Annotated in this window: 14 protein-coding genes; 13 read left to right on the top strand and 1 reads right to left on the bottom strand. The window is 54.9% G+C overall.

Annotation, left to right across the window (positions count from 1 at the left end; translation table 11 throughout):
* Positions 1 to 36: 36 nt before the first annotated feature.
* The 9 genes from ACFSSA_RS03760 to ypfJ all read left to right on the top strand — a co-directional run bounded on the left by ACFSSA_RS03760 (position 37) and on the right by ypfJ (position 14541).
* The gene (locus tag ACFSSA_RS03760; protein WP_386818445.1) at positions 37 to 2352 is read left to right on the top strand and encodes a Tex family protein; all 2316 of its coding nucleotides are present in this window, start codon (positions 37 to 39) and stop codon (positions 2350 to 2352) included.
* Between the two features lie 93 nt (positions 2353 to 2445).
* Positions 2446 to 2862 (top strand): PQQ-dependent sugar dehydrogenase family protein, encoded by a 417-nt coding sequence (locus tag ACFSSA_RS03765; protein ID WP_386818447.1) that lies wholly within the window; start codon positions 2446 to 2448, stop codon positions 2860 to 2862.
* On the top strand, positions 2837 to 5602 hold the full coding sequence (locus tag ACFSSA_RS03770; RefSeq protein ID WP_386818449.1) for a chitobiase/beta-hexosaminidase C-terminal domain-containing protein: 2766 nt from the start codon (positions 2837 to 2839) through the stop codon (positions 5600 to 5602). Before ACFSSA_RS03765 ends, ACFSSA_RS03770 begins: the two co-directional genes overlap by 26 nt.
* Before the next feature lie 357 nt (positions 5603 to 5959).
* A complete protein-coding gene (locus ACFSSA_RS03775) occupies positions 5960 to 6967 on the top strand; it encodes a patatin-like phospholipase family protein (RefSeq protein WP_386818450.1) in 1008 nt (335 codons plus the stop codon).
* Positions 6924 to 8378 carry a phenylacetate--CoA ligase family protein gene (locus ACFSSA_RS03780; protein WP_386818452.1) on the top strand — a complete coding sequence of 485 codons (1455 nt, stop codon included), beginning with the start codon at positions 6924 to 6926 and terminating at the stop codon, positions 8376 to 8378. Before ACFSSA_RS03775 ends, ACFSSA_RS03780 begins: the two co-directional genes overlap by 44 nt.
* A 119-nt stretch (positions 8379 to 8497) precedes the next feature.
* Positions 8498 to 9748 carry a thiolase family protein gene (locus tag ACFSSA_RS03785; RefSeq protein ID WP_386818454.1) on the top strand — a complete coding sequence of 417 codons (1251 nt, stop codon included), beginning with the start codon at positions 8498 to 8500 and terminating at the stop codon, positions 9746 to 9748.
* Between the two features lie 28 nt (positions 9749 to 9776).
* The gene (locus ACFSSA_RS03790; protein WP_386818455.1) at positions 9777 to 11726 is read left to right on the top strand and encodes a 3-hydroxyacyl-CoA dehydrogenase NAD-binding domain-containing protein; all 1950 of its coding nucleotides are present in this window, start codon (positions 9777 to 9779) and stop codon (positions 11724 to 11726) included.
* A gap of 39 nt (positions 11727 to 11765) precedes the next feature.
* Positions 11766 to 13586: an acyl-CoA dehydrogenase family protein gene (locus ACFSSA_RS03795; protein ID WP_386818457.1), complete on the top strand. Its 1821-nt coding sequence runs from the start codon at positions 11766 to 11768 to the stop codon at positions 13584 to 13586.
* Positions 13587 to 13650: 64 nt separating this feature from the next.
* Positions 13651 to 14541: a KPN_02809 family neutral zinc metallopeptidase gene (ypfJ, locus tag ACFSSA_RS03800; protein ID WP_386818459.1), complete on the top strand. Its 891-nt coding sequence runs from the start codon at positions 13651 to 13653 to the stop codon at positions 14539 to 14541.
* A gap of 11 nt (positions 14542 to 14552) precedes the next feature.
* Here the strand turns inward: ypfJ and ACFSSA_RS03805 are convergent, their stop codons facing one another.
* Positions 14553 to 15059, bottom strand: coding sequence for a pyridoxamine 5'-phosphate oxidase family protein (locus ACFSSA_RS03805; RefSeq protein WP_386818461.1), 507 nt, complete (start codon positions 15057 to 15059; stop codon positions 14553 to 14555).
* 119 nt (positions 15060 to 15178) lie between these two features.
* On the opposite strand from ACFSSA_RS03805, the gene gcvP reads away from it, so the two are divergent.
* The 4 genes from gcvP (at position 15179) to ACFSSA_RS03825 (ending at position 20784) form a co-directional block, all read left to right on the top strand.
* Positions 15179 to 18004 carry an aminomethyl-transferring glycine dehydrogenase gene (gene gcvP, locus ACFSSA_RS03810; protein ID WP_386818463.1) on the top strand — a complete coding sequence of 942 codons (2826 nt, stop codon included), beginning with the start codon at positions 15179 to 15181 and terminating at the stop codon, positions 18002 to 18004.
* A gap of 315 nt (positions 18005 to 18319) precedes the next feature.
* Positions 18320 to 19450, top strand: a complete 1131-nt coding sequence (locus ACFSSA_RS03815) for a vWA domain-containing protein (RefSeq protein ID WP_386818465.1) — start codon at positions 18320 to 18322, stop codon at positions 19448 to 19450.
* A gap of 215 nt (positions 19451 to 19665) precedes the next feature.
* Complete coding sequence (locus tag ACFSSA_RS03820) at positions 19666 to 20046, top strand: hypothetical protein (RefSeq protein WP_386818466.1); 381 nt, start codon at positions 19666 to 19668, stop codon at positions 20044 to 20046.
* 84 nt (positions 20047 to 20130) lie between these two features.
* On the top strand, positions 20131 to 20784 hold the full coding sequence (locus ACFSSA_RS03825; RefSeq protein WP_386818468.1) for a vWA domain-containing protein: 654 nt from the start codon (positions 20131 to 20133) through the stop codon (positions 20782 to 20784).
* Positions 20785 to 20829: the final 45 nt, after the last annotated feature.

Genomic DNA, 20829 nt, shown 5'->3' on the forward strand with positions numbered 1-20829 from the left:
CAGCAAGGCTTCTGGCATAAAACCCGCCCGAAAGCCATGTCCGACTCCAAGCCAGAAACTTCCTCCCAAGCCCATCTCGAACTCATTGCCCGGGAGACCGGCATCAAGCTCTCCTCGGTTGCCGCCACAGCCAAACTGCTAGCCGAAGGAGCTACGATTCCCTTCATCTCCCGCTATCGTAAGGAGGCGACCGGAGAGCTCGATGAGCTGCAAATCCAGACCATCCGGGACCGGATGATGCAGCTTGCGGAGCTGGATGCACGGCGGGCGACCATTCTGAAATCCTTGGAGGAGCGGAGTCTTTTGAGCGATGAGCTGAAAAAGAAGGTGCTTGCCGCATTGACGCTTTCCGCCTTGGAAGACGTCTTCGCGCCATACCGCCCGAAACGGCAAACCCGTGCCACCAAGGCGGTCGAGCGTGGTTTGACGCCGCTGGCAGACTACATTTTCGAAAACCAGGGCGCCGATCCCACAGAGGAAGCCGCCAAGTATGTCGATGCGGAAAAGGATGTGGCGAGCGTGGAAGATGCTCTGGCAGGTGCGCGTGACATCATTGCAGAGCGTGTAGCCGATGACGCGAACCTACGCGGCCAGGTCCGGAAAATTTACGAGGAGGAAGCCACGGTTTCCTCGAAAATCATGTATGGCAAAGAGGAGGAGGCGGATGCGGCAAAATACCGTGATTACTTTGAGTGGTCCGAGGCCTTCAAGACAATCCCTTCCCACCGGATGCTCGCGATCCGTCGCGGCGAAAAGGAAGCCATTCTTTTCATGCGCATCGAAGTGCCGCTGGAGCGCGTGACAAGGATTGCCGTAGCGGATTGGGTTTCCGGAAACGGTGCCTGCGCTGAGCAGGTCCGCCTGGCCGTGGAAGATGGCTGCAAGCGCCTCCTGATGCCATCCATGGAGACGGAGATGCGTCTTCTCGGCAAAAAACGTGCGGATGAAACCGCAATCCAGGTATTTGCAGACAATCTTCGTGAGCTGATGCTCGCCTCCCCGCTCGGGCGGAAACGCACTCTGGCGATTGATCCGGGCTTCCGCACCGGTTGTAAAACCGTCGTGCTGGATGCTCAGGGAAACCTGCTTCATCACACGGTCCTGCACTGCACGGCAGGCTCCCAAAATCAGGCTTATGAAGCGGCTCTGGAGCTGGCTGGCCTTTTGAAAAAATACCAGATCGAAGCGATCGCGATCGGCAACGGCACCGCTTCCCGCGAGACGGAGGCTTTTGTCAGAAAGCTCAAACTTCCCGCCTCGATCCAGGTGATCATGGTAAACGAAAGCGGTGCTTCCATTTACTCCGCCTCGGAGGCGGCACGTGAGGAATTTCCCAACGAGGATGTCACTGTGCGCGGCGCGGTATCCATCGGCCGTCGTCTCATGGACCCTCTTGCGGAACTCGTAAAGCTGGACCCGAAGGCCATCGGCGTAGGGCAATACCAGCACGATGTCGATCAGCGCGCTCTCAAAACCTCTCTTGATGGCACGGTTGAAAGCTGTGTGAACGGTGTCGGCGTGGAGCTCAATACCGCCTCGAAGCATCTCTTGGCCTATGTTTCCGGGCTGAGTAATTCACTCGCCGAGAACATCATTTCCTTCCGCACGGCAAACAGTGGATTCACTTCCCGCGCCCAGCTGAAGGAGGTCCCGCGGCTTGGTGAAAAAGCTTTCGAGCAAGCTGCCGGATTCCTGCGCATCCGTGATGCGGCCTATCCCCTGGACTCTTCGGCAGTCCATCCGGAGCGTTATGCGCTGGTCGAAAAAATGGCTGAGGATCTTGGCTGCGGGGTCGCGGATTTGATGCGGGATGATTCCCTGCGGAAGAAAATTGATCTGAAGAAATACATCTCCGAGGAGGTCGGATTGCCCACACTCCAGGACATTCTTTCAGAGCTTTCAAAGCCGGGTCGGGATCCGCGGAAAGCGTTTGAAATTTTCAATTTTGCCGAGGGCGTTGAAAAGCCGGAGCATCTCACAGTGGGAATGAAGCTACCGGGCATCGTGACCAATGTTACAGCCTTCGGAGCGTTCGTGGATGTCGGCGTGCACCAGGACGGCCTCGTCCACGTCAGCCATCTTTCCGATCAATTCGTGCGGGATGCGAGCGAGGTCGTGAAAGTCGGCCAGAAGGTCCAGGTGACAGTCATGGAAGTGGATCTCAAGAGAAACCGGATTTCCCTTTCGATGAAGTCCCAGCCGGATTTCGAGCCACGCCAGCGCAATAGCAGCCCGGGCGGAAACGATCGCCGTCCGCAGCGCCAGAACAATGGTGGAGGAAACCGCAACCAGCAGCAGGCACCCGGCAACGATTGGTTTAGCCAAGCAATGGGCCAGGCGAAGAAAAGGTAGCTGTTTTGGCGAGGATGAAGAGGCATCCTTTTCTACGAAAGCCACTTGCAACCACATCTGGACTTTGGCGTGGGTTCTGCCAATTTTCTGTTCATGGCATTGCATTGTTCCATCACAAAGGTTCCACTGTTTTTCGTTTTAGGATGGATCGGATGCATGCTTGCTTCCCATGCCGCCGAGCCAAATTGGCCCATCCTAGAGTTCACCTCCGTGGCTTCCGGCGTTCCCCGGCCTGTGGACATCCAGAATGCAGCGGACGGAAGCAACAGATTGTTTCTCGTTGGTCAGGATGGGGAAATCCGAATTTTGAAAAACGGAGCCTTGCTGGAAACCCCGTTGCTCGATGTGGGTGACAGGATCGGCACCTACGCAGAGCAGGGTCTTCTGGGGCTAGCTTTTCCGCCAAACTTCGCTGAGAAAAAGTGCTTCTATAATTTACTATTGCCGCATGGGGGACGGGGCCGCGGTAATCAGCCGTTTTCAGATGGGTTCCGATCCGGATGTCGCTGACGGTGGGGCCGAGACCATCCTTCTTGTCATCCCGCAGCCGGAGCGCAATCACAATGGCGGTCAGCTGGCGTTTGGGCCGGACGGGCTTCTGTATATTTCCACTGGCGACGGCGGAGGGAGCGGCGATCCGTATCAGAACAGCCAAAATCTTACCAACAGGTTGGGAAAGATCCTGCGGATAGATGTGGAAAATACCTCTCCGGGCTTGCCCTATTCGATTCCCGCAACCAACCCGTTCGCAACACACAATGTCAATTCCCGCGAAATCCTCTGCTGGGGACTGAGAAATCCCTGGCGCTTCTCGTTCGATTCACTCACCGGAGATGTCTTCATTGGAGATGTGGGTGAACACCAGCGGGAGGAAATCGATTTCATCCCTTCAGCTTCCATTAATGCGGGGATTAATTTCGGCTGGTCGGTCAAGGAAGGCACCCTCGATTTCAGTGTCCAACAGGAAATCACCGGAGCCCTTGTGCCACCAGTATTTGAATACGATCACACCCTCGGCTCCTCAGTTACCGGGGGGCAGACCTACCGCGGTTCGGATCCCCGGCTTCAAGGGTTTTATATTTTCGGCGATTTCCAGACAGGCCGTATCTGGGGGATGGAAAATCCTGCCGCAGGCGGGCGCGTCGCCTTGCTCAAGGATACCGCCTATAATATTTCCACCTTCGGCAAGGATGAGGCTGGCGAAATCTACTTCGCCGATTACGAGAGCGAAAGAATCTTCCGGATCAGCACTGCGGACACTCTGCCTCCGCCCCTCATCACTCCGCCGACGAGCACCCATATTGGCGGCGTTTCCTATACGATCGGGAATGATGTTCCGGGAGCAGTCACCCATTATACCACGGATGGCAGCACTCCGGACGAAAGCAGTCCTGTTTTCACCCCGGGAATATGGGTGCATGCAAACGACCCTCTCACACTCAAAGCTATATCCCTCAGGCCGGATCTTGAGCCCAGCCCTGCTAGCGAGGCGGTTTACACACTCCGGCCGAACGGGGTGCAAATCAGCGGTGGCAATGGTTACCTCAACGACTACTCCACCATCGAACTCAGCGAGTCCACCCCCGGCACGACCATACGCTACACCATCGATGGATCGCTTCCTGACGAAAACAGTCCGCTCTACTCGGCGGAGAGCGGAATTCCGATCAACCGTTCGCTGACTTTAAGTGCCATCGCTTTCAAGTCGGGCTCCGGCTGGCTGGCTTCGTCCGTCACCGCCAAAACATTCAGGTTGATTGTGGATCCACCGGTTCTTTCCAGCACATGGAGCGACCTTTACGATCCTATCGGACTGACCAGTAAGACTTCCGGCGCGGTTCTCCACTATACGACAGATGGCACGATGCCCACGCTCCAATCTCCCGTTTGGACCGGCCCGCAGGAGCTTCCCTCCAATACGGTCATCCGGGTTCTGGCGGGGAAAGGGCAGATGGAAACGGCCTCCGCCAGTCTCAAGGTTCTGCGTATTTCGGCTCAAAAAGTCCGTTTTGAAACCATAGGCACGGGCTACCTAAGCAGCGTTGCCGATGTCGTGCGGAAAGATGACTCCACACTCTACGCCGTGGGATTGCATAATATTTGGAAAATAAGCGGCGGTGAATCGACCTTGTATCACACCGGAGGCTATACCCAGTCTTTCCAATCGATCGCCCTTACCCCCGAGGGTAAACTCTCAGTGGGGGACGCTGGAACCCGGGATGTCATCCACTTCCTGCCTCCTTCGAGCGTAGCCAGCGACAGGTGGGAGGTGAATTCAATCGTGCCTGCCGATCTGGTTTCACTTCCATCCGGGGGCTTCCTGGTGGCGGACTCCACGGGCAATCGCATCCAGAGAATCACCGCATCTCATGTCGGAACCCCATTTGCAGGAAGCGGAACTGCGGAGTCTGTTGATGGGCCGGCTTTGCAAGCCGGTTTCAACTTTCCGGTGGGGATTGCCCGGGACGATGCAGGCATCGTTTACGTGGCGGAATATTCGGGGCGCCGCATTCGTAGGATTGGAGTCGATAACATTGTCACGACCGTGGCTGGCAATGGCGAACCGGGGTGGGTGGATGGACCAATCTCCACCGCGCGCTTTGACCGGCCCCGGGCACTTGCACTTGATCGGATTGGAAACCTTTATGTTTCTGATGAAGCCAGTGGCTCCACCGGGAAAATTCGTAAAATCCGCCCCGATGGCACGGTCACCACCCTCCGTGGCCCGAAATTCCAAGCCGGCACCGATACCGTGCTCTCGCCCGATTCGTTAGGTCTCTCAAGTCCGCGTGGTCTTGATGTCGATGAAAACGGGGTTCTCTACATCGCGGGCGACTACACGGTCATCAAGGCCATCCAGGAGGATTGGGATAATGACGGGATTCCCGATACCACGGAAGCGGCGCTAGGTGCGCCTTTCGTCGTCGGTATCGACGATCGGTCGGCTGACTTTGATGGCGACTTGTTCTCCAATTGTTCCGAATGGATCGCTGGCACCGATCCGCTTCTATCGGAAAGCCGACCTAACGGCGCAACTCTGGAAACCTTTTCCGATAAAACCATCTCTCTCGATTTCCCCTGCGACCCCGGAAGCACCCATCAACTCGAATATTCCGACGACCTGCAGAACTGGAGGCCTATGGGCATCCCGTCGTCCTCAGCCCTCCGCTCTTTCCCTGTCCGCCTCACAGGTTCGTCACTGACCAGCCAGCGGTTCTACCGACTCAAAAGCACCTCAGAGCAGCCGTAATAATTGGATTCGTGCGCAGCGAACCGAACCACCTCCTTACCGCGACCCCAAAAAATAACGGGTTCTCCCAGGCGATGTTCCTAGCAAAGAAACGCTAGAGACATTGTGCCCGCTCATTGTGCCCGCTAAAGCGGAGTGACGGAAACCGTTTCGTTTCGAATCTCGCTACAGCAGTTCGCACCTACGTCATCCGTGATGCTTGCCTGTATGCGGAGTTTACTTTTTGTAAGGCCGATGGCTTGAGGTCTGTGGCGGAGCTACCTGATTCAGAAGGGAATAGTTTGCCATTCCGGGTGCATTGGTTAGTGTTAGTTGGATTTGTAAAAATAATTTTTAAGTCCACACGCTTCACCAATCATGTTCGGAAAAATTCTTCGCAAACTAAAGGGCGATCCCCGTCCGAACCGGCAAGAGCGACCACTGGAGACAGATGTTCCCGCAAAGCTCAAGCTCGGCTTGGCGCTCTCTTCCGGGGGCGCTCGCGGGCTCGCGCACGTCGGGGTGCTCCAGGTTCTTGAGGAAAACGGAATCGAAGTTCATGCGATTTCCGGTTCGTCGATGGGCTCCTACGTCGGGGCGCTCTGGGCAGCTGGTTTTTCGGGGAAGGCTCTAGCCGAGCTAGCCGAGGAAATGCACGATCGCCGCCAGCTCTGGAAGCTCGCGGATCCCGTTTTTCCGCCAACCCGTGGGCTTTTCCATGGTCTCAAGGCAAAGGCCCATCTTGAGCGATCACTGGGTGACCTGAAGTTCGAGGATTTGAAACGCAAGCTCCTGGTGATCACCGCGGACCTGGATACGAAGGAACGCCTGGTCCTACGCAGTGGGAAGATCGCGGATGCCGTCCACGCTTCGTGCGCGATGCCGGGAATCATCGCACCAGTGGTTCTCAACGGACGCCGCTGCGTGGATGGCGGTGTGGTGGATCCGGTGCCGGTGGGGGCGTTGCAAAAGTTCTCGGACGTGGATCGTGTGATCGCGGTATCCGTTATTCCCAGTTTTGAAGAGGTGGATGCGGGGATGTATCGTGATGATGACGAGGTGGAGCGCTTCTCGATGTTTCGGCGCGGTCTCTCGATGATCAACCGGAATATCAACTTTCTGGCCCAGGGGAATATCATCGATACCTTTCGCCAGTCCATCCGCTGTGCCCAGGTAAGGATCGCCCATGACTCACTGAAACGCGCGGATCTTTGTTTACGTCCCGAGCACTTTTTCGCCCCTTGGAATGACTACTCGAATTTCGAGCGATTCATCGAGGCTGGCCGTAAGGTGACCTTGGAGAACCTCGATCAAATCCGCGCACTTCTCGAAACCCAACCCGATGAAAAAGCAGACAACAGCATGGTGGGCGACCGCGTCGCCTGAAGGTATCCACATACGTCAGAACGCGATTTTGAAGCGTTTCCTGCAGACCCGTGCTGTGCCATTCTGTAGCTTTTATCGAGAGATGTTTCTGGAGTTGGGAATTGATGCCCGGGATATCCGCACCACGGATGACCTTGTGCATCTGCCGTTTACCTCCAAGGTGGATTTCAAGGTTCCAAGGGATTTTGTGATCATCCCTGACGAGGCGATTTTAAAAACCCAGTGGAGAACGATCTTCCGAGGACTCACCACCGGCAAAGCCGCTACCAAAGCGGCTCTCGAGGCGGAATTGAGACCGATCCTGCTGACCAGCACAACGGGCAGATCGGCCGCGCCGGTTCCTTTCCTCTATACCGCGCATGATATCGAAAGGCTGACGGAGGGAGGCCGCCGGCTGATGGAACTTTGCCAGTCCGATGCCTCGTTCCGCCACGTGAATGCTTTTCCTTTCGCACCCCATCTGGCGTTCTGGCAGGCGCATTATGCGAGCATGGGGCACAATACTTTTATGCTTTCCACCGGCGGGGGGAAAACCATCGGCACGGAAGGAAATATCCGGATTATCGATAAGATCGATCCCGAGGCGATCATTGCGATGCCGACGTTTCTCTATCACCTTCTGCAGGAAGGGATGGCCACCGGCTCTCGCTGGAAGAATATCAAACGATTGGTGCTGGGGGGTGAAAAGGTGCCAGCTGGAATGCGCCGGAAGCTTAAGGAACTGTGTGCGGAAATGGGCGCGGAGCAAGTCCATATCATGTCCACATATGGCTTCACCGAGGCAAAAATCGCTTTCACCGAATGTCTGCCAACGGCGGAGGGTGAGCCTTCGGGATTTCATGTTTATCCTGATATGGCGTTTGTCGAAGTCATTGATCCCGAGACCGGAAACAGAGTCCCGGACGGACATCCCGGTGAGATCGTCCTCACCCAGCTCGACTCCCGCGGCACGATTGTTCTGCGTTACCGGACGGGTGATCTCATCGAGAAAGGACTCACCTATGAAGCGTGCCCGCATTGCGGCCGCACATGCCCGCGGTTACTTGGGAAAATTTCCCGCGTATCGGATTTCAAGAACCTGCACATCGACAAGCTCAAGGGAACTCTCGTGGACTTCAATGCACTGGAGAATATCCTCGATGATACAGAGGGTCTGGGTGCATGGCAGGTGGAACTGCGGAAAAGGAATGACGATCCCATGGAGAGTGATGTGGTGCTTGTCCATGCCGTGGTTTTGAAGGGTGATGAAGCCCAGCTTCGCGACGCGATTCTCGATAGATTCCAGCGCTCCACCGAGTTTGCCCCAAATGACGTTTTATTCCATAGCTGGGAAGAAATGCGGGAGCTCCAGGGCGTGGGCAAGCAATTGAAGGAGCAGAAAATCCTGGATAACCGCCCGAAAAGCCAGTGAAGCAAAATCCACCGAATACCTGATATTTTTATCCACTCCTGAAATGTAACTGATATACTTCCATGAAATACTGCTAATCCAGTAAATTTGGTTTCATTCAGCACCAACCCCCGAAGTTTATGTTCATCATCGCCGCAACCCGCACGCCATTTTCCAAAATCGGAACGGATCTGGCAAATCTGACTGCCGATGATCTGGGGCGCTCCGCTGCTTCCGCGCTACTGACCGCGACGGGGATCGATCCCGCAGAGCTTTCCGAAGTGATTTTCGGCTGCGTGGCACAACCTGCGGAGGCTGCGAATATCGCCCGCATCATCGCGCTGAGAGCAGGAGTCCCGGCGCATGTGCCGGCGGTCACCGTGCACCGGAACTGTGCTTCCGGTATGGAGGCGATCACGACCGCGCATCAGCGGATCTTGGCTGGCCAGGGAGATCTTTTCCTCGTTGGCGGGACAGAGAGTATGAGCCATGTGCCTTTGCTCTTTCCCCATGAGGCAGCGTTGCATTTCTCCGAGCTTAATCGCGCAAAATCCTCGGGACAGAAAATCTCAGCCGCAGCGAGCTTCAATATCTCGGATTTCAAGCCCAGAATCGGATTGGAGCTGGGACTTACGGATCCATTCTCCGGAATGATCATGGGCGATACCGCGGAGCTGCTTTCGCGCGAGTATAACATTTCCCGGGAAATGCAGGATCAGTTTGCCGCCGAGTCACACCGTAAGGCGCTGGCTTCCAGGGAAGCGTTGAACGGTGAAATTTCTCCGGTTTTCACGCGGGGTAGCGCGGTGGTGGAAGACAACGGAATTCGCACGGATTCCACGAAAGAAAAGTTGGCAACGTTGCGCCCGATCTTCGATAAAATCACAGGGACGGTGACCGCCGGAAATAGCTCACAGATCACGGACGGGGCGGTGGCGTTGCTCGTCGGTAGCGAAGCTGCGGCAGAGCGATTGGGGGTAGAGCCTCTGGGCAGGCTAACTCACTATGCTTATAGTGGATGTGATCCTGCCCGGATGGGATTGGGGCCTGTCCATGCCATTCATCGGGCCAGGCAGCTTCATGGAATCTCTCCGGAGGATGCCGATATCATCGAGATCAACGAGGCCTTCGCAGCTCAAGTCCTGGCGGTGCTCGCTTCCCTGAAGAAACCCGAGACCCATCAGCTCGATCTCCCGGCCTACGAGCTCCCATTGGAGAAAATCAATCGCCGCGGTGGTGCCATAGCCCTCGGCCATCCGGTTGGTGCCACAGGAGCACGGTTGGTGTTAACCGCATTGGATCAACTGTGGGAAACCGGTGGGAAACGTGCACTCGCATCGCTCTGTGTCGGCGGAGGCCAGGGAGCTGCCCTCTATCTTGAACGTCCGTAATTGTATCAATTTCTAGCAGCCAGAAGCCATGTCAAACATCACTCTCACCTACGTCAATACCACTGCCGTCCTCGTTTTTGATCGCGCGGACTCTTCGGCGAATGTTTTTGATTCCGCGACATTGGCCGAGCTTGGAGAGCGCTTGGATGAACTCGCGCTTCAACCGGAAATCACTGGTTTGCTGATACGCTCCGCAAAGCCGGGAATTTTTATCGCTGGAGCGGATTTGAAAGAACTTTCGACAGCCCGTGGCGAAAAACTCAGCCGCCTGATCACGACTGGGCAAACACTTTTCAATCGGATCGCGGACCTACCATATCCAACTGTTGCGGCGATCCACGGCGCGTGCGTGGGCGGGGGATACGAGCTGGCTCTGGCATGTGATTGGAGAATCGCCAGCGATGCCTCCGCGACAAAAATAGGACTGCCGGAAACACAGTTGGGAATTCTTCCTGCCTGGGGCGGGACCACACGGCTGCCGGATCTTTTGGGCCTACAAGATGCGTTGCCCGTCATTCTTTCGGGGAAACTCCATTCCGCAGCCGATGCCAAACGCAAGGGATTGGTCGATGAGATTGTCCCTGCCGAGCATCTCAAAGCGCACGCGCTGACCTACATCGAAAAGGGCAAACGGCACCTGACGCATAATCCGATTATTCATAACCAGGCCGTTGCTGCGCTGACCCGAGTCCAGGCACACAAGGAATTACTCAAGAAAACGCGAGGCCACTATCCCGGGCCGGAGGCTGCCCTGGAGGTCGCGGTGGCATCAATCGGGCACACGCGGGAAAAATCCCAGCAGGCGGAACGGGAAGCGATCGAGAAGCTCGCGCCATTACCTCAGACAGCACAGTTGATACGCCTCTTCTTCCTGCAGGAGAGGGCAAGAAAGCACCGGCACACAATGGCGGATCCACGTCCGGTTCATCGTGCCGCAGTGATCGGAGCCGGGGTGATGGGCTCTGGTATTGCTTATTGGCTGAGCACGAGGAAGATCGAAACCATCCTTCAGGATGTCTCCGATGCGGCATTGGCCGGCGGTATGGAAAATATCCGGAAACTCTACGATGAGGCAGGGAAGCGTCACGTTTTCTCAAGAAATCAGGTGGCTCGGGGCTTGGATCGGATTCATCCAACGAGTGACAGGGTTCCATTGGGAAACTGTGATCTGGTGATTGAGGCTGCGGTCGAAGAATTATCGATCAAGAAAAGGATCTTTGCTGACCTGGCCTCCCGCTGCGCGGACGATACGATACTTGCCACCAACACTTCCGCGCTGCCGATTCATGAGCTGGCCAGCGGTGTGCCGCATCCGGATCGATTGGTGGGACTTCATTTTTTCAATCCGGTGCATCGGATGCAATTGGTCGAGGTCGTTCGCACGGATTTTACCTCGGATGAGACCTTGTCCACGGCTGTGGCATTCGTCCGGGGAATTGGCAAGCTTCCGGTCGTGGTTCGTGATACTCCGGGTTTTCTAGTAAATCGAATTCTAATGCCTTACCTGGTGGAAGCCGCAGCACTCTTTGAGCAAGGAGGTGATCCCGGGGAAATTGACAAAGCGATGCTCGACTTTGGGATGCCGATGGGGCCATTGAGGTTGTTGGACGAAGTCGGCCTGGATGTGGCGATGCACGTGGCACGGACTTTGGCGGCCGCATTTCCGAACCGAATGGAGATCCCGCGGGTGGTGGAGAAACTCCTTGATGCGGGCCATATCGGGAAAAAGGGTGGCAGTGGTTTTTACGTGTATGACGATGCCAGCCCGGCAGTGAACGCCGAGGCCATTTCTTTTCAGACGGGCACCGAAGACGCACCGCATGATACCCGGGAAATCCTCGCCTCGCTGATGACCTCCGAGGCCGAGCGCTGCCTTGAAGAAGGGGTGGCCGAAACTGCGGAAGATATCGATCTGGCGATGGTGCTCGGGACCGGCTATCCGCCATTCCGTGGTGGTCCGCTGGAAAATAGATCCTGATGATTTCTTCAAAACCCAAACCTCAACACACCTGAAGCCATGTCCGACTCAATGATTGATACCAGCAAAATGTCAGAAGGTCAGCGCGCCGCCCTGGAGCTGGCGGAGTCCTCGCGTGATATGCGCGAGTTGTCTGGTTTTGCGGCCTCACTTTTTGATGGCGCTCCGGATTTTTCCATCGTCTTCCCGTTCCCTACCCAGCCTGCCGAGGACAGAGAACAGGGTGATGCGTTTTTGGAAAAACTACGGGATTTTCTAGATGAGAAGACGGATCCGGACGCGATAGATCGTGATGGTGAGATTCCGGATTCGGTTTTCAAAGGGCTGGCGGAGCTCGGGGCGTTCGGTATCAAAATCCCGGAGAAGTATCAGGGCCTGGGATTGTCCCAGACAAATTACTCGCGGGCGGCGATGGTTCTCGGGGGGCATTGTGGGAATCTCACCGCGCTTCTTTCTGCCCATCAATCGATTGGATTGCCTCAGCCGTTGTTGGTCTTCGGGACAGATGCGCAGAAGGAAAAGTATCTACCGCGATGCGCTCAAGGAGGGGTTTCCGCATTCGCGCTGACGGAGAAGGAGGTGGGATCGGATCCCGCCCGCATGGCCACGGAGGCGATTCTCTCGGCAGACGGAAGTCACTACGTTTTGAATGGGGAAAAGCTTTGGTGCACAAATTCCCTCAAAGCCTTTGCGCTGATCGTCATGGCGCGGACTTCGACTCCGGAAAAGCCCCATGCGACTACGGCTTTCATCGTAGAGATGGATCAGCCGGGCGTTGAAATCGTGACCCGCTGCCATTTCATGGGGCTGAAAGCGCTTTATAACGGAGTGGTTCGTTTCACGGATGTGAGGGTCCCTGTGGAAAATGTGGTTTCAGCACCCGGAAAGGGGTTGAAGGTCGCATTGACGACCTTGAATACGGGGAGGCTTACCCTTCCTGCCGCTTGTGTTGGCCTGCTGGATCGTTGTCTGGAGATGGCCCTGAAGTGGTCTGGTGAACGGGTGCAATGGGGACAGGAAATTTCCAAACATGCTGCGATCGCTGCAAAGCTGGCCGATCTGGCTGCGGACAAATTCGCCACCGAGTCTCTGGTTCTTTATACTTCTGCATTGGTCGATGTGGATCATTCCTCTGATATCCGTCTGGAGGCCGCTCTTGCAAAACTCTGGGGCACGGAGGCAGGTTGGCGTGGTGCGGATTCGACGATGCAGATCAAAGGGGGGCGTGGTTATGAAACGGCCGATTCTCTACGGAATCGCGGAGAAACACCGGATCCTATCGAGCGCTTGATGCGAGACTCCCGGATTAACACGATTTTCGAAGGCTCGACGGAAATTATGCACTTGTTCATCGCGCGCGAGGTGCTGGATCCGCATTTGCGCCGGGGGGCGGCAGCGCTTGATACCCGGAAAGAAATTCCCGAGCGTCTGCAGACGGCGCTGTCGGCCGGGCTGTTTTATTCCGGCTGGTATCCCAAGCGCTGGCTGCCGCTGAGTTCCGGCATCCCTCATGATCTCAATGCGGAGCTGACAGGACATTTGCGGAAAGTTTCCTCATATAGCCGGAAGCTCGCCCGGACAATTCTGCACTCCATGGCCCGCTACGGCCCGAAACTCGATCGCCAACAGTTGTTGCTTGCCCGGATTGTGGATATTGGCGCGGAGCTCTTGGCAATTTCGCTTTCGATTTCCCGGGCCCACTCGCTAGGCGATGAGCAATCGCTGGATACCGCCAAGTATATAGCCAGCCGTGGAATAACCCGCTGCCGGACGCTTTTTTCCGAAATGGGAAGCGATGCGGATGCGAAGGGCTACAAATTAGCGCAGGCGCTGGCAAAATCCTCCGTGGAGCTGAGGTGAGTTTTTTCCCGAGGGTCGGCTCAGACATCTTGCGCAGTGGGCGAATTGCGGATAATTCTGTTTTATGGAATGGAAAGGTCGAAGCGGGAGCACGAACGTTGAGGATGCACGGGGGGCGGGCCGGGCCGGTATGGGCGGCGGTCGTGGCGGGATAGGGATGGGGTTGATCTCCCTGATCGGACGAAAATTCGGGATCAAAGGAATCCTCGTGGCAGGTGGCGCCTTTCTACTTTTGTGGAAGATGGGAATTGTGGATCTGAACAGTCTGATGGGAGGTGCGCCAGTTGCTAGCTCATCGGCGAGTTACAGTGCTGCTGAGCAGGAGCGATATGCTTTTGTCGGAGTTGTCCTAAAACAGACGGAAATTGTTTGGGCACAGGAATTTTCCCGGATCGGTAGGACTTACAAGGAGCCCGGACTTCAGGTTTATAGCGGGCAAACGCGAACGGCGTGTGGAACCGGCAATGCGGCGATGGGGCCGTTCTACTGCCCCGGCGATGATAAAATCTATATCGATTTGAGTTTTTATGATGAGCTCGCGCGAACCTTTCAGGCCCCGGGTGACTTTGCCCAGGCTTATGTGATCGCCCATGAAGTGGGTCACCATGTGCAGAATCTTCTAGGAACCTCCGGAAAGGTGGCGGCGATGCGCGGGAAGCCGGATTACAACCAATATTCGGTGAGACTGGAGCTTCAGGCGGATTTTCTTGCCGGTGTGTGGGCTCATCATTCCATGGATGACTTACGGGTCGACCGCGAGGACATAGAGGAAGCCATGCGTGCCGCGAACGCGATCGGCGATGATGCGATCCAGAAGAAACAGCAAGGAAAAGTGGTTCCGCATTCTTTCACCCACGGTTCATCGGAGCAAAGAATGCGGTGGTTTAAAAAAGGGCTGCAGAGCGGCAAAATCGAAGATGGTGATACTTTTTCGATGCCCTACAGCCAGCTTTAAAAAGGCCTGGATCAGACATTGAGATCGCCTTCCACACCGGTCTCGATATCGGCGCCGGTCGCGGCTCTGGTGAGGATCTTTGCCATCGTGATCAGTTTTCCGTCCTCCGTGTCCCAATAATGGGCGAGGGCTGGCTGGACACAAATCAGACTGATATTCGGATCGTCTTTTCCTTCCGGGAACCAGGCCTCGACCATTCGATTCCAAAGTCTGTCGATCTGGGCGCGATCATGGGAGATGCTGGCGGTCCCGTAGACTGTGAGAAATTCCATATCGGGATTGTTCGCAAAGATGAGCTGAACCCGGGAATCCGCGGTGATCTGGGCATTGTGGGTGCTGTCCGCTCCACTGAAGAACCAAAGGCGGCCTTCGTAATCGGCTTCCTGGACCTGCATCGGGCACACATGGAACGGGGCTTTCCCCAATCCTGTGGAGAACATACATGTAGGTGCGTTTTTCACCAGCTCCTGGAGTTTGGCGATAGCATCTTCGGCAATGAGATTTTTATTTTCAGACATATCCCAAAGTCGTGTGGAAATGTCTGCGGTCAAACTGAACCTCCGCAGTTTTTGCAGAAAATGCAGAACATCTAAGGTTGCAGCGGGGGCATTCCTACGTCATTAGCAAAGCCGTAACCATGGCTGCTACTTCCTCTTTCCTGCCCCGCCACATCGGTCCATCCGTATCCGATCAAACTGAGATGCTGAAATTAGTGGGCCATGGCGCACTGGACGCGCTGATTGCCGAGGCGGTGCCGGCAGGGATCCGCATGTCCGGCGATATGGATCTTCCTGAGCCTTTATCGGAGAACGAAGCGCTCGCATGGCTCCGTGCCTGGATGAGCCAGAATACCGTTCTCAAGTCGTTTATCGGACAAGGTTACTATGGCACGCTCACTCCAGGGGTGATTCTCCGGAATGTCCTGGAAAATCCCGGCTGGTATACCGCTTACACGCCTTATCAGGCGGAAATCGCCCAAGGCCGCCTGGAAGCATTGCTGAACTTCCAGACATTGGTTACCGATCTCACGGGCCTGGATGTCTCCAATGCATCACTGCTGGATGAGGGGACTGCAGCTGCGGAGGCTGTCACTCTCGCTCTTTCAGGGAAGCCGAAGGGAAAGTCCATTTTCATCTCTGATCGCTGTCATCCGCAGACCATTGATGTGGTCAAAACCCGCTCGGAGCCACTCGGGCTCCAGGTAGTTGTCGGGGATTGGGAGGAATTCGATCCTGCCTCCGTCGATGGACTTTTCGCTGTGATCGTACAGTATCCGGATACCCGCGGGCGGATTGATGATTTCTCCGCGTTTTTCGATACGTGTAAAGCCGCCGGGGCAGTGACCATCTGTGCTGCGGATCTCCTTGCGCTGACTCTGCTGAAATCACCAGGTGAGTTCGGAGCGGATATCTGTGTCGGCTCCTCCCAACGTTTCGGAGTGCCTCTAGGGTTCGGAGGCCCGCATGCTGGTTTCATGTCCTGCAAGGATGCGCTGAAGCGCAAGATGCCCGGTCGCCTGATTGGCGTGTCCGTGGATGCCGAAGGTCGCCCGGCTTACCGGCTGGCGCTTCAGACCCGTGAGCAGCATATCCGTCGTGACAAGGCAACATCCAACATTTGCACCGCGCAGGTCTTGCTCGCGGTGATGGCATCCATGTATGCGGTTTATCATGGCCCGGAGGGATTGAAGGCAATTGCAGGAAAAATCCATTCCCAGGCACGCAGGCTGAAGGCAGCTCTAGTTTCCGGCGGCTATGCGGTCGAAGACGGGGCATTTTTCGATACCATCGTCGTCAAAACAGAAAGAGCGGAGGAATTGGTGGCAGCGGCACCGGAGCATGGCTTCAATCTACGTTTTATTGATGGATCGCATGTGGGGATATCCTTGGATGAAACGGTGGCGAATGCCGATATCTGGTCGCTTTGCAGGCTTTTTGAGATTCCTTCCGCAGATCAGGCGATATCCGGAAATGAATGGAACGAATCCCTGCAGCGCACCTCGGGCTTCCTTACCGCACCGGTTTTCAACTCGTATCATTCTGAAACGGAAATGTTGCGCTATATCAAGCGCCTGGAGTCGAAGGATCTCGCTCTGAATGAATCGATGATCGCGCTTGGTTCGTGCACGATGAAGCTTAACGCAACTTCTGAAATGCTCCCCCTGAGCTGGCCGGAAGTTTCCACAATCCACCCGTTCGCCCCAGCATCTCAGACAAAAGGCTACCTTGAAATGCTGACCCAGCTGGAGAACTGGCTTGCGGAAATCACAGGATTTGCGGCGGTTTCCCTGCAGCCGAACGCTGGCTCGCAAGGAGAATATGCAGGCCTATTGGCGATCAAACGCTACCATGAATCCCGCGGCGAAGGTGACCGGGATGTTTGCCTGATACCGGTTTCCGCCCATGGGACCAATCCCGCATCTGCGGTGATGGTTGGCATGAAAGTCATCGGTGTGAAATGCGATGAAAGAGGCAATGTCGATATGGCTGATCTCATTGCTCTGACTGAGAAGCACCGTGACAAGCTCTCCGCCCTGATGATCACGTATCCGTCCACTCACGGAGTTTTTGAAGAAACGATCGGTGAGATTACGGAGATCATTCATGAAGCCGGTGGGCAGGTCTATATGGATGGGGCGAATATGAACGCCCAGGTCGGCCTGACTTCTCCCGGCCTGATCGGTGCCGATGTCTGCCATCTTAATCTACATAAGACTTTCTGCATTCCCCACGGTGGTGGTGGCCCCGGGGTAGGGCCCATCGGAGTGGCCGAGCAGCTGGTGGAGTTTCTTCCCGGTCATTTTTCCATGGAAGACAAGACCCATGCTGTCTGCTCGGCGGCTTATGGGAGTGCCTCGATCAATACAATCTCATGGATGTATATCGCAATGATGGGAGCGGCGGGGCTGAAAAATGCAACAGAGATTGCCATTTTGAATGCCAACTACATTGCCAAACGGTTGGGCGATTTTTTCCCGATTCTGTATACCGGTAAGACTGGTTTGGTCGCACACGAATGTATTATCGATTGCCGCGCACTCTCGGACCAATCCGGTATCACCGTGGAGGATATCGCCAAAAGGCTCATGGATTATGGCTTCCACTCCCCGACGATGTCCTGGCCGGTAGCCGGCACTCTCATGATCGAACCTACCGAATCCGAATCCAAGGCGGAGCTTGATCGGTTCTGCGATGCGATGATTTCCATACATGGAGAAATTTCCGCAGTCATCGGAGGTGAGATGGATCGAGTGGACAATCCACTGAAGAATGCTCCCCACACCAGCGGTGTGCTTTGTGCCAATGAGTGGTCACACGGTTACTCCCGAGAGCAAGCGGCCTTTCCCCTGCCATATTTGCGCAATCACAAGTTCTGGCCATCGGTTTCAAGGATCGACAATGTCCACGGAGACAGAAACCTCGTGTGCACCTGTGATTCAGTCCAGGCCTATGCCTCGATATGATTTTTTCGGGAGGCCGTGTGCGTGGAAATCCTGTAGGTGCGATAAGATCACTGCGCCGAGAATTTCGGCCATATAAAGTGGTGGAAAGGCCATTCCGAAATTTCTGATGATAGTTTAGCGTTACTGACCGCAAGCGGGACAAGAGCAGGGCAAACTACCTTCGATTGAATTTTCGGGATGATGCGCTAGATTTGTAAATATGTGGTTGTGGATTGTTAACGAGAGTAGCAAATTCCCGCCCAACCTCATCCAAGGAACCGATCAATCACATCGAAGATTTAAAACCTGCATCAATCCAAGCGGAGCAATCAATCCATGAGTATTCACGTAGAAATTAGCGAGGAAGCTAAAAAGAAGCTGATCCAACAGAAACGGATTTCGACCATCATTTCGATGGCCACTTCGGTTCTGGTCATTGTCGGGGTTGCCCTGATTCTAGGCATTTTCCTGTTGCCGAATTTGGTAAAGGAAGCTTCCACGATTGTTACCTATAAATCGGCTGCGATTGAAGAGACCGAGAATGTTACAGAAAAGGTCCAAAACGTGATCCAGAGGAAGCCAACGGCTCCTTCATCCGCAACTTCCAAAGTAATCACTTCCAGCTCACCAGCTGCCACGGCGATCCCGACGGTGGATTCCTTTGAAGACACCCAGTCTGTCGATTTTGGCGATGCCATGGAATTTGGAACAGGTTGGGGGGAAGGCACGGAATTCGGCACCTCCGGCGGTGGCGGTGCGACTTTCTTCAATCAGGAAGTAAGTGCCGAGCGCATCGCATATGTCATCGACTATTCGGCTTCGATGCATGGTGAGCGCGATAGCCTGATGAGAGCCGAGCTCACCAAATCTGTCCAGGGATTGGCTCCTGGCTCGCAGTTCTCGCTTATTTTCTTTTCCGGCCCCGCATGGGTCGCCGGCGATAAGGTAAAGGTAAAACGTAACGAGAAGGACAAGGATAAAGGCGGCGCTGGTGGTGAAGCCGTCGTGACGACTCCAAGCGGCAGGGATTATGATTGGGAAGGGAAAACCATCTCGGAATGGGCACCGAAGAGATCCGTGGAGAAGGCGGATTGGATCAAGTATAGTGCAAAATCGATCAAGGAAACGCTGGAAGTGATCCAGAGCACGCCCTTGAGTTATGGAACAGACTGGGAAAATCCTCTCAAAATGGCAATCGCCCTGGAGCCGCCTCCGCAGATTATCTTTTTCATGACAGACGGTTTGATGAGCGGGCGCGATATGGAAAAATTGACCCGTGACCTGGGAGGCGATGCCAAGAAACGGGGCATCACGGTCAATACAGTGGCACTAATGGAACCAAAAGCCGCAGTTCACATGTATGACTTGGCCAAAAGGACCAACGGAGTCTTTACCATTGTTGAAAGCGGTGGAGTTTCTCGGGAAGTTACAAAAGTCGAGCGGGACGGCACTTTGAAGACGAAATAAGATCTGAAAGTCAGAAAGTCACGATCAACCCCAGAGGTATGCGGAAGATTTTCGCATACCTTTTTTTGTGTCTTCCGCTGATGTTTGGCGGACTCGTGATGTCTTATTTTCCAGGGATTGTCCCAAAGCAGGTATTTCGATGCGTAATGGCTTCATAAAGACCTAAGAAATCGTTTTTGCACCACGTTGATGCAGAAGCACAAAAAACCTAAGACATGAGTATTCACGTAGAGATTAGCGAGGAAGCTAAACAAAAACTGATCCGTCAGAAACGGATTTCGACCCTTATTTCCATCACCACTTCTGTCTTGGTAATCGTCGGAGTCGCACTCATCCTCGGGATTTTTCTCCTTCCGAATCTGATCAAGGAAACTCCTACGATCGTCACCTATAAGGCGGCAGCGATTGAGGAATCGGAAAAGGTTACGGAAAAGGTCCAAAACGTGATCCAACGCAAGCCTACGGCCCCCTCTTCCGCCGCGTCCAAGGTCATTACTTCCAGCTCTTCCGCCGCGACTGCGATCCCGACTGTCGATTCATTTGAAGACACGCAATCCGTGGATTTTGGAGATGCGATGGAATTTGGCACCGGCTAGGGTGAAGGCACTGAATTCGGGACTTCCGGAGGAGGCGGTGCCACCTTTTTCAATCAGGAGGTTAGCGCGGAACGCATTGCCTACGTGATCGACTATTCCGGCTCAATGCATGGAGAGCGTGAACAATTGATGAGAGCTGAACTGAGTAAATCCGTCGAGGGGCTGGCCCCCGGCTCCCAGTTTGCAATGATCTTCTTTTCGGGACCGGCATGGGTGGCGGGGGATAAGGTGAAGGTAAAACGCCTGAGCAAGGATACAGGTGAAGGGACCGGAGTGGTCACAACGCCACGTGGCAGGGATTACGATTGGGAAGGCGCCGGTGCGTGCGAATGGACACCCAAAAGATCCGTCGAAAAAGCCAGCTGGCTGAGATATAGCGCAAAAGCGATCAAGGAATCCCTGGAAATCATCCAAAGCACTCCGCTGAGCTATGGCACCGATTGGGAAAATCCGTTAAAAATGGCGATGGCGATGGAACCGCCGCCTCAGATCATTTTCTTTATGACCGATGGATTGATGAACGGAAGGGATATGGAAAAACTGACACGGGAGCTGGGTGGCGAAGCAAAGAAGAAAAACATCGTCATCAATACCGTGGCCCTTATGGAACCGAAAGCCGCGAGCCACATGCTGGATCTGGCAAAACGTGCCGACGGGGTTTTCACCGTTGTGGAAAGCGGAGGCGTTTCCCGCCAAGTGAAACGCGTCGAACGCGACGGAAAAATCAAAAAGAAATAACCCCTTGGTCCAAGCCAGTGGCTGCTTGGAAAACTGTTCGATAAA

Source organism: Luteolibacter algae, assembly GCF_042683045.1.
GTDB lineage: Bacteria > Verrucomicrobiota > Verrucomicrobiia > Verrucomicrobiales > Akkermansiaceae > Luteolibacter > Luteolibacter algae.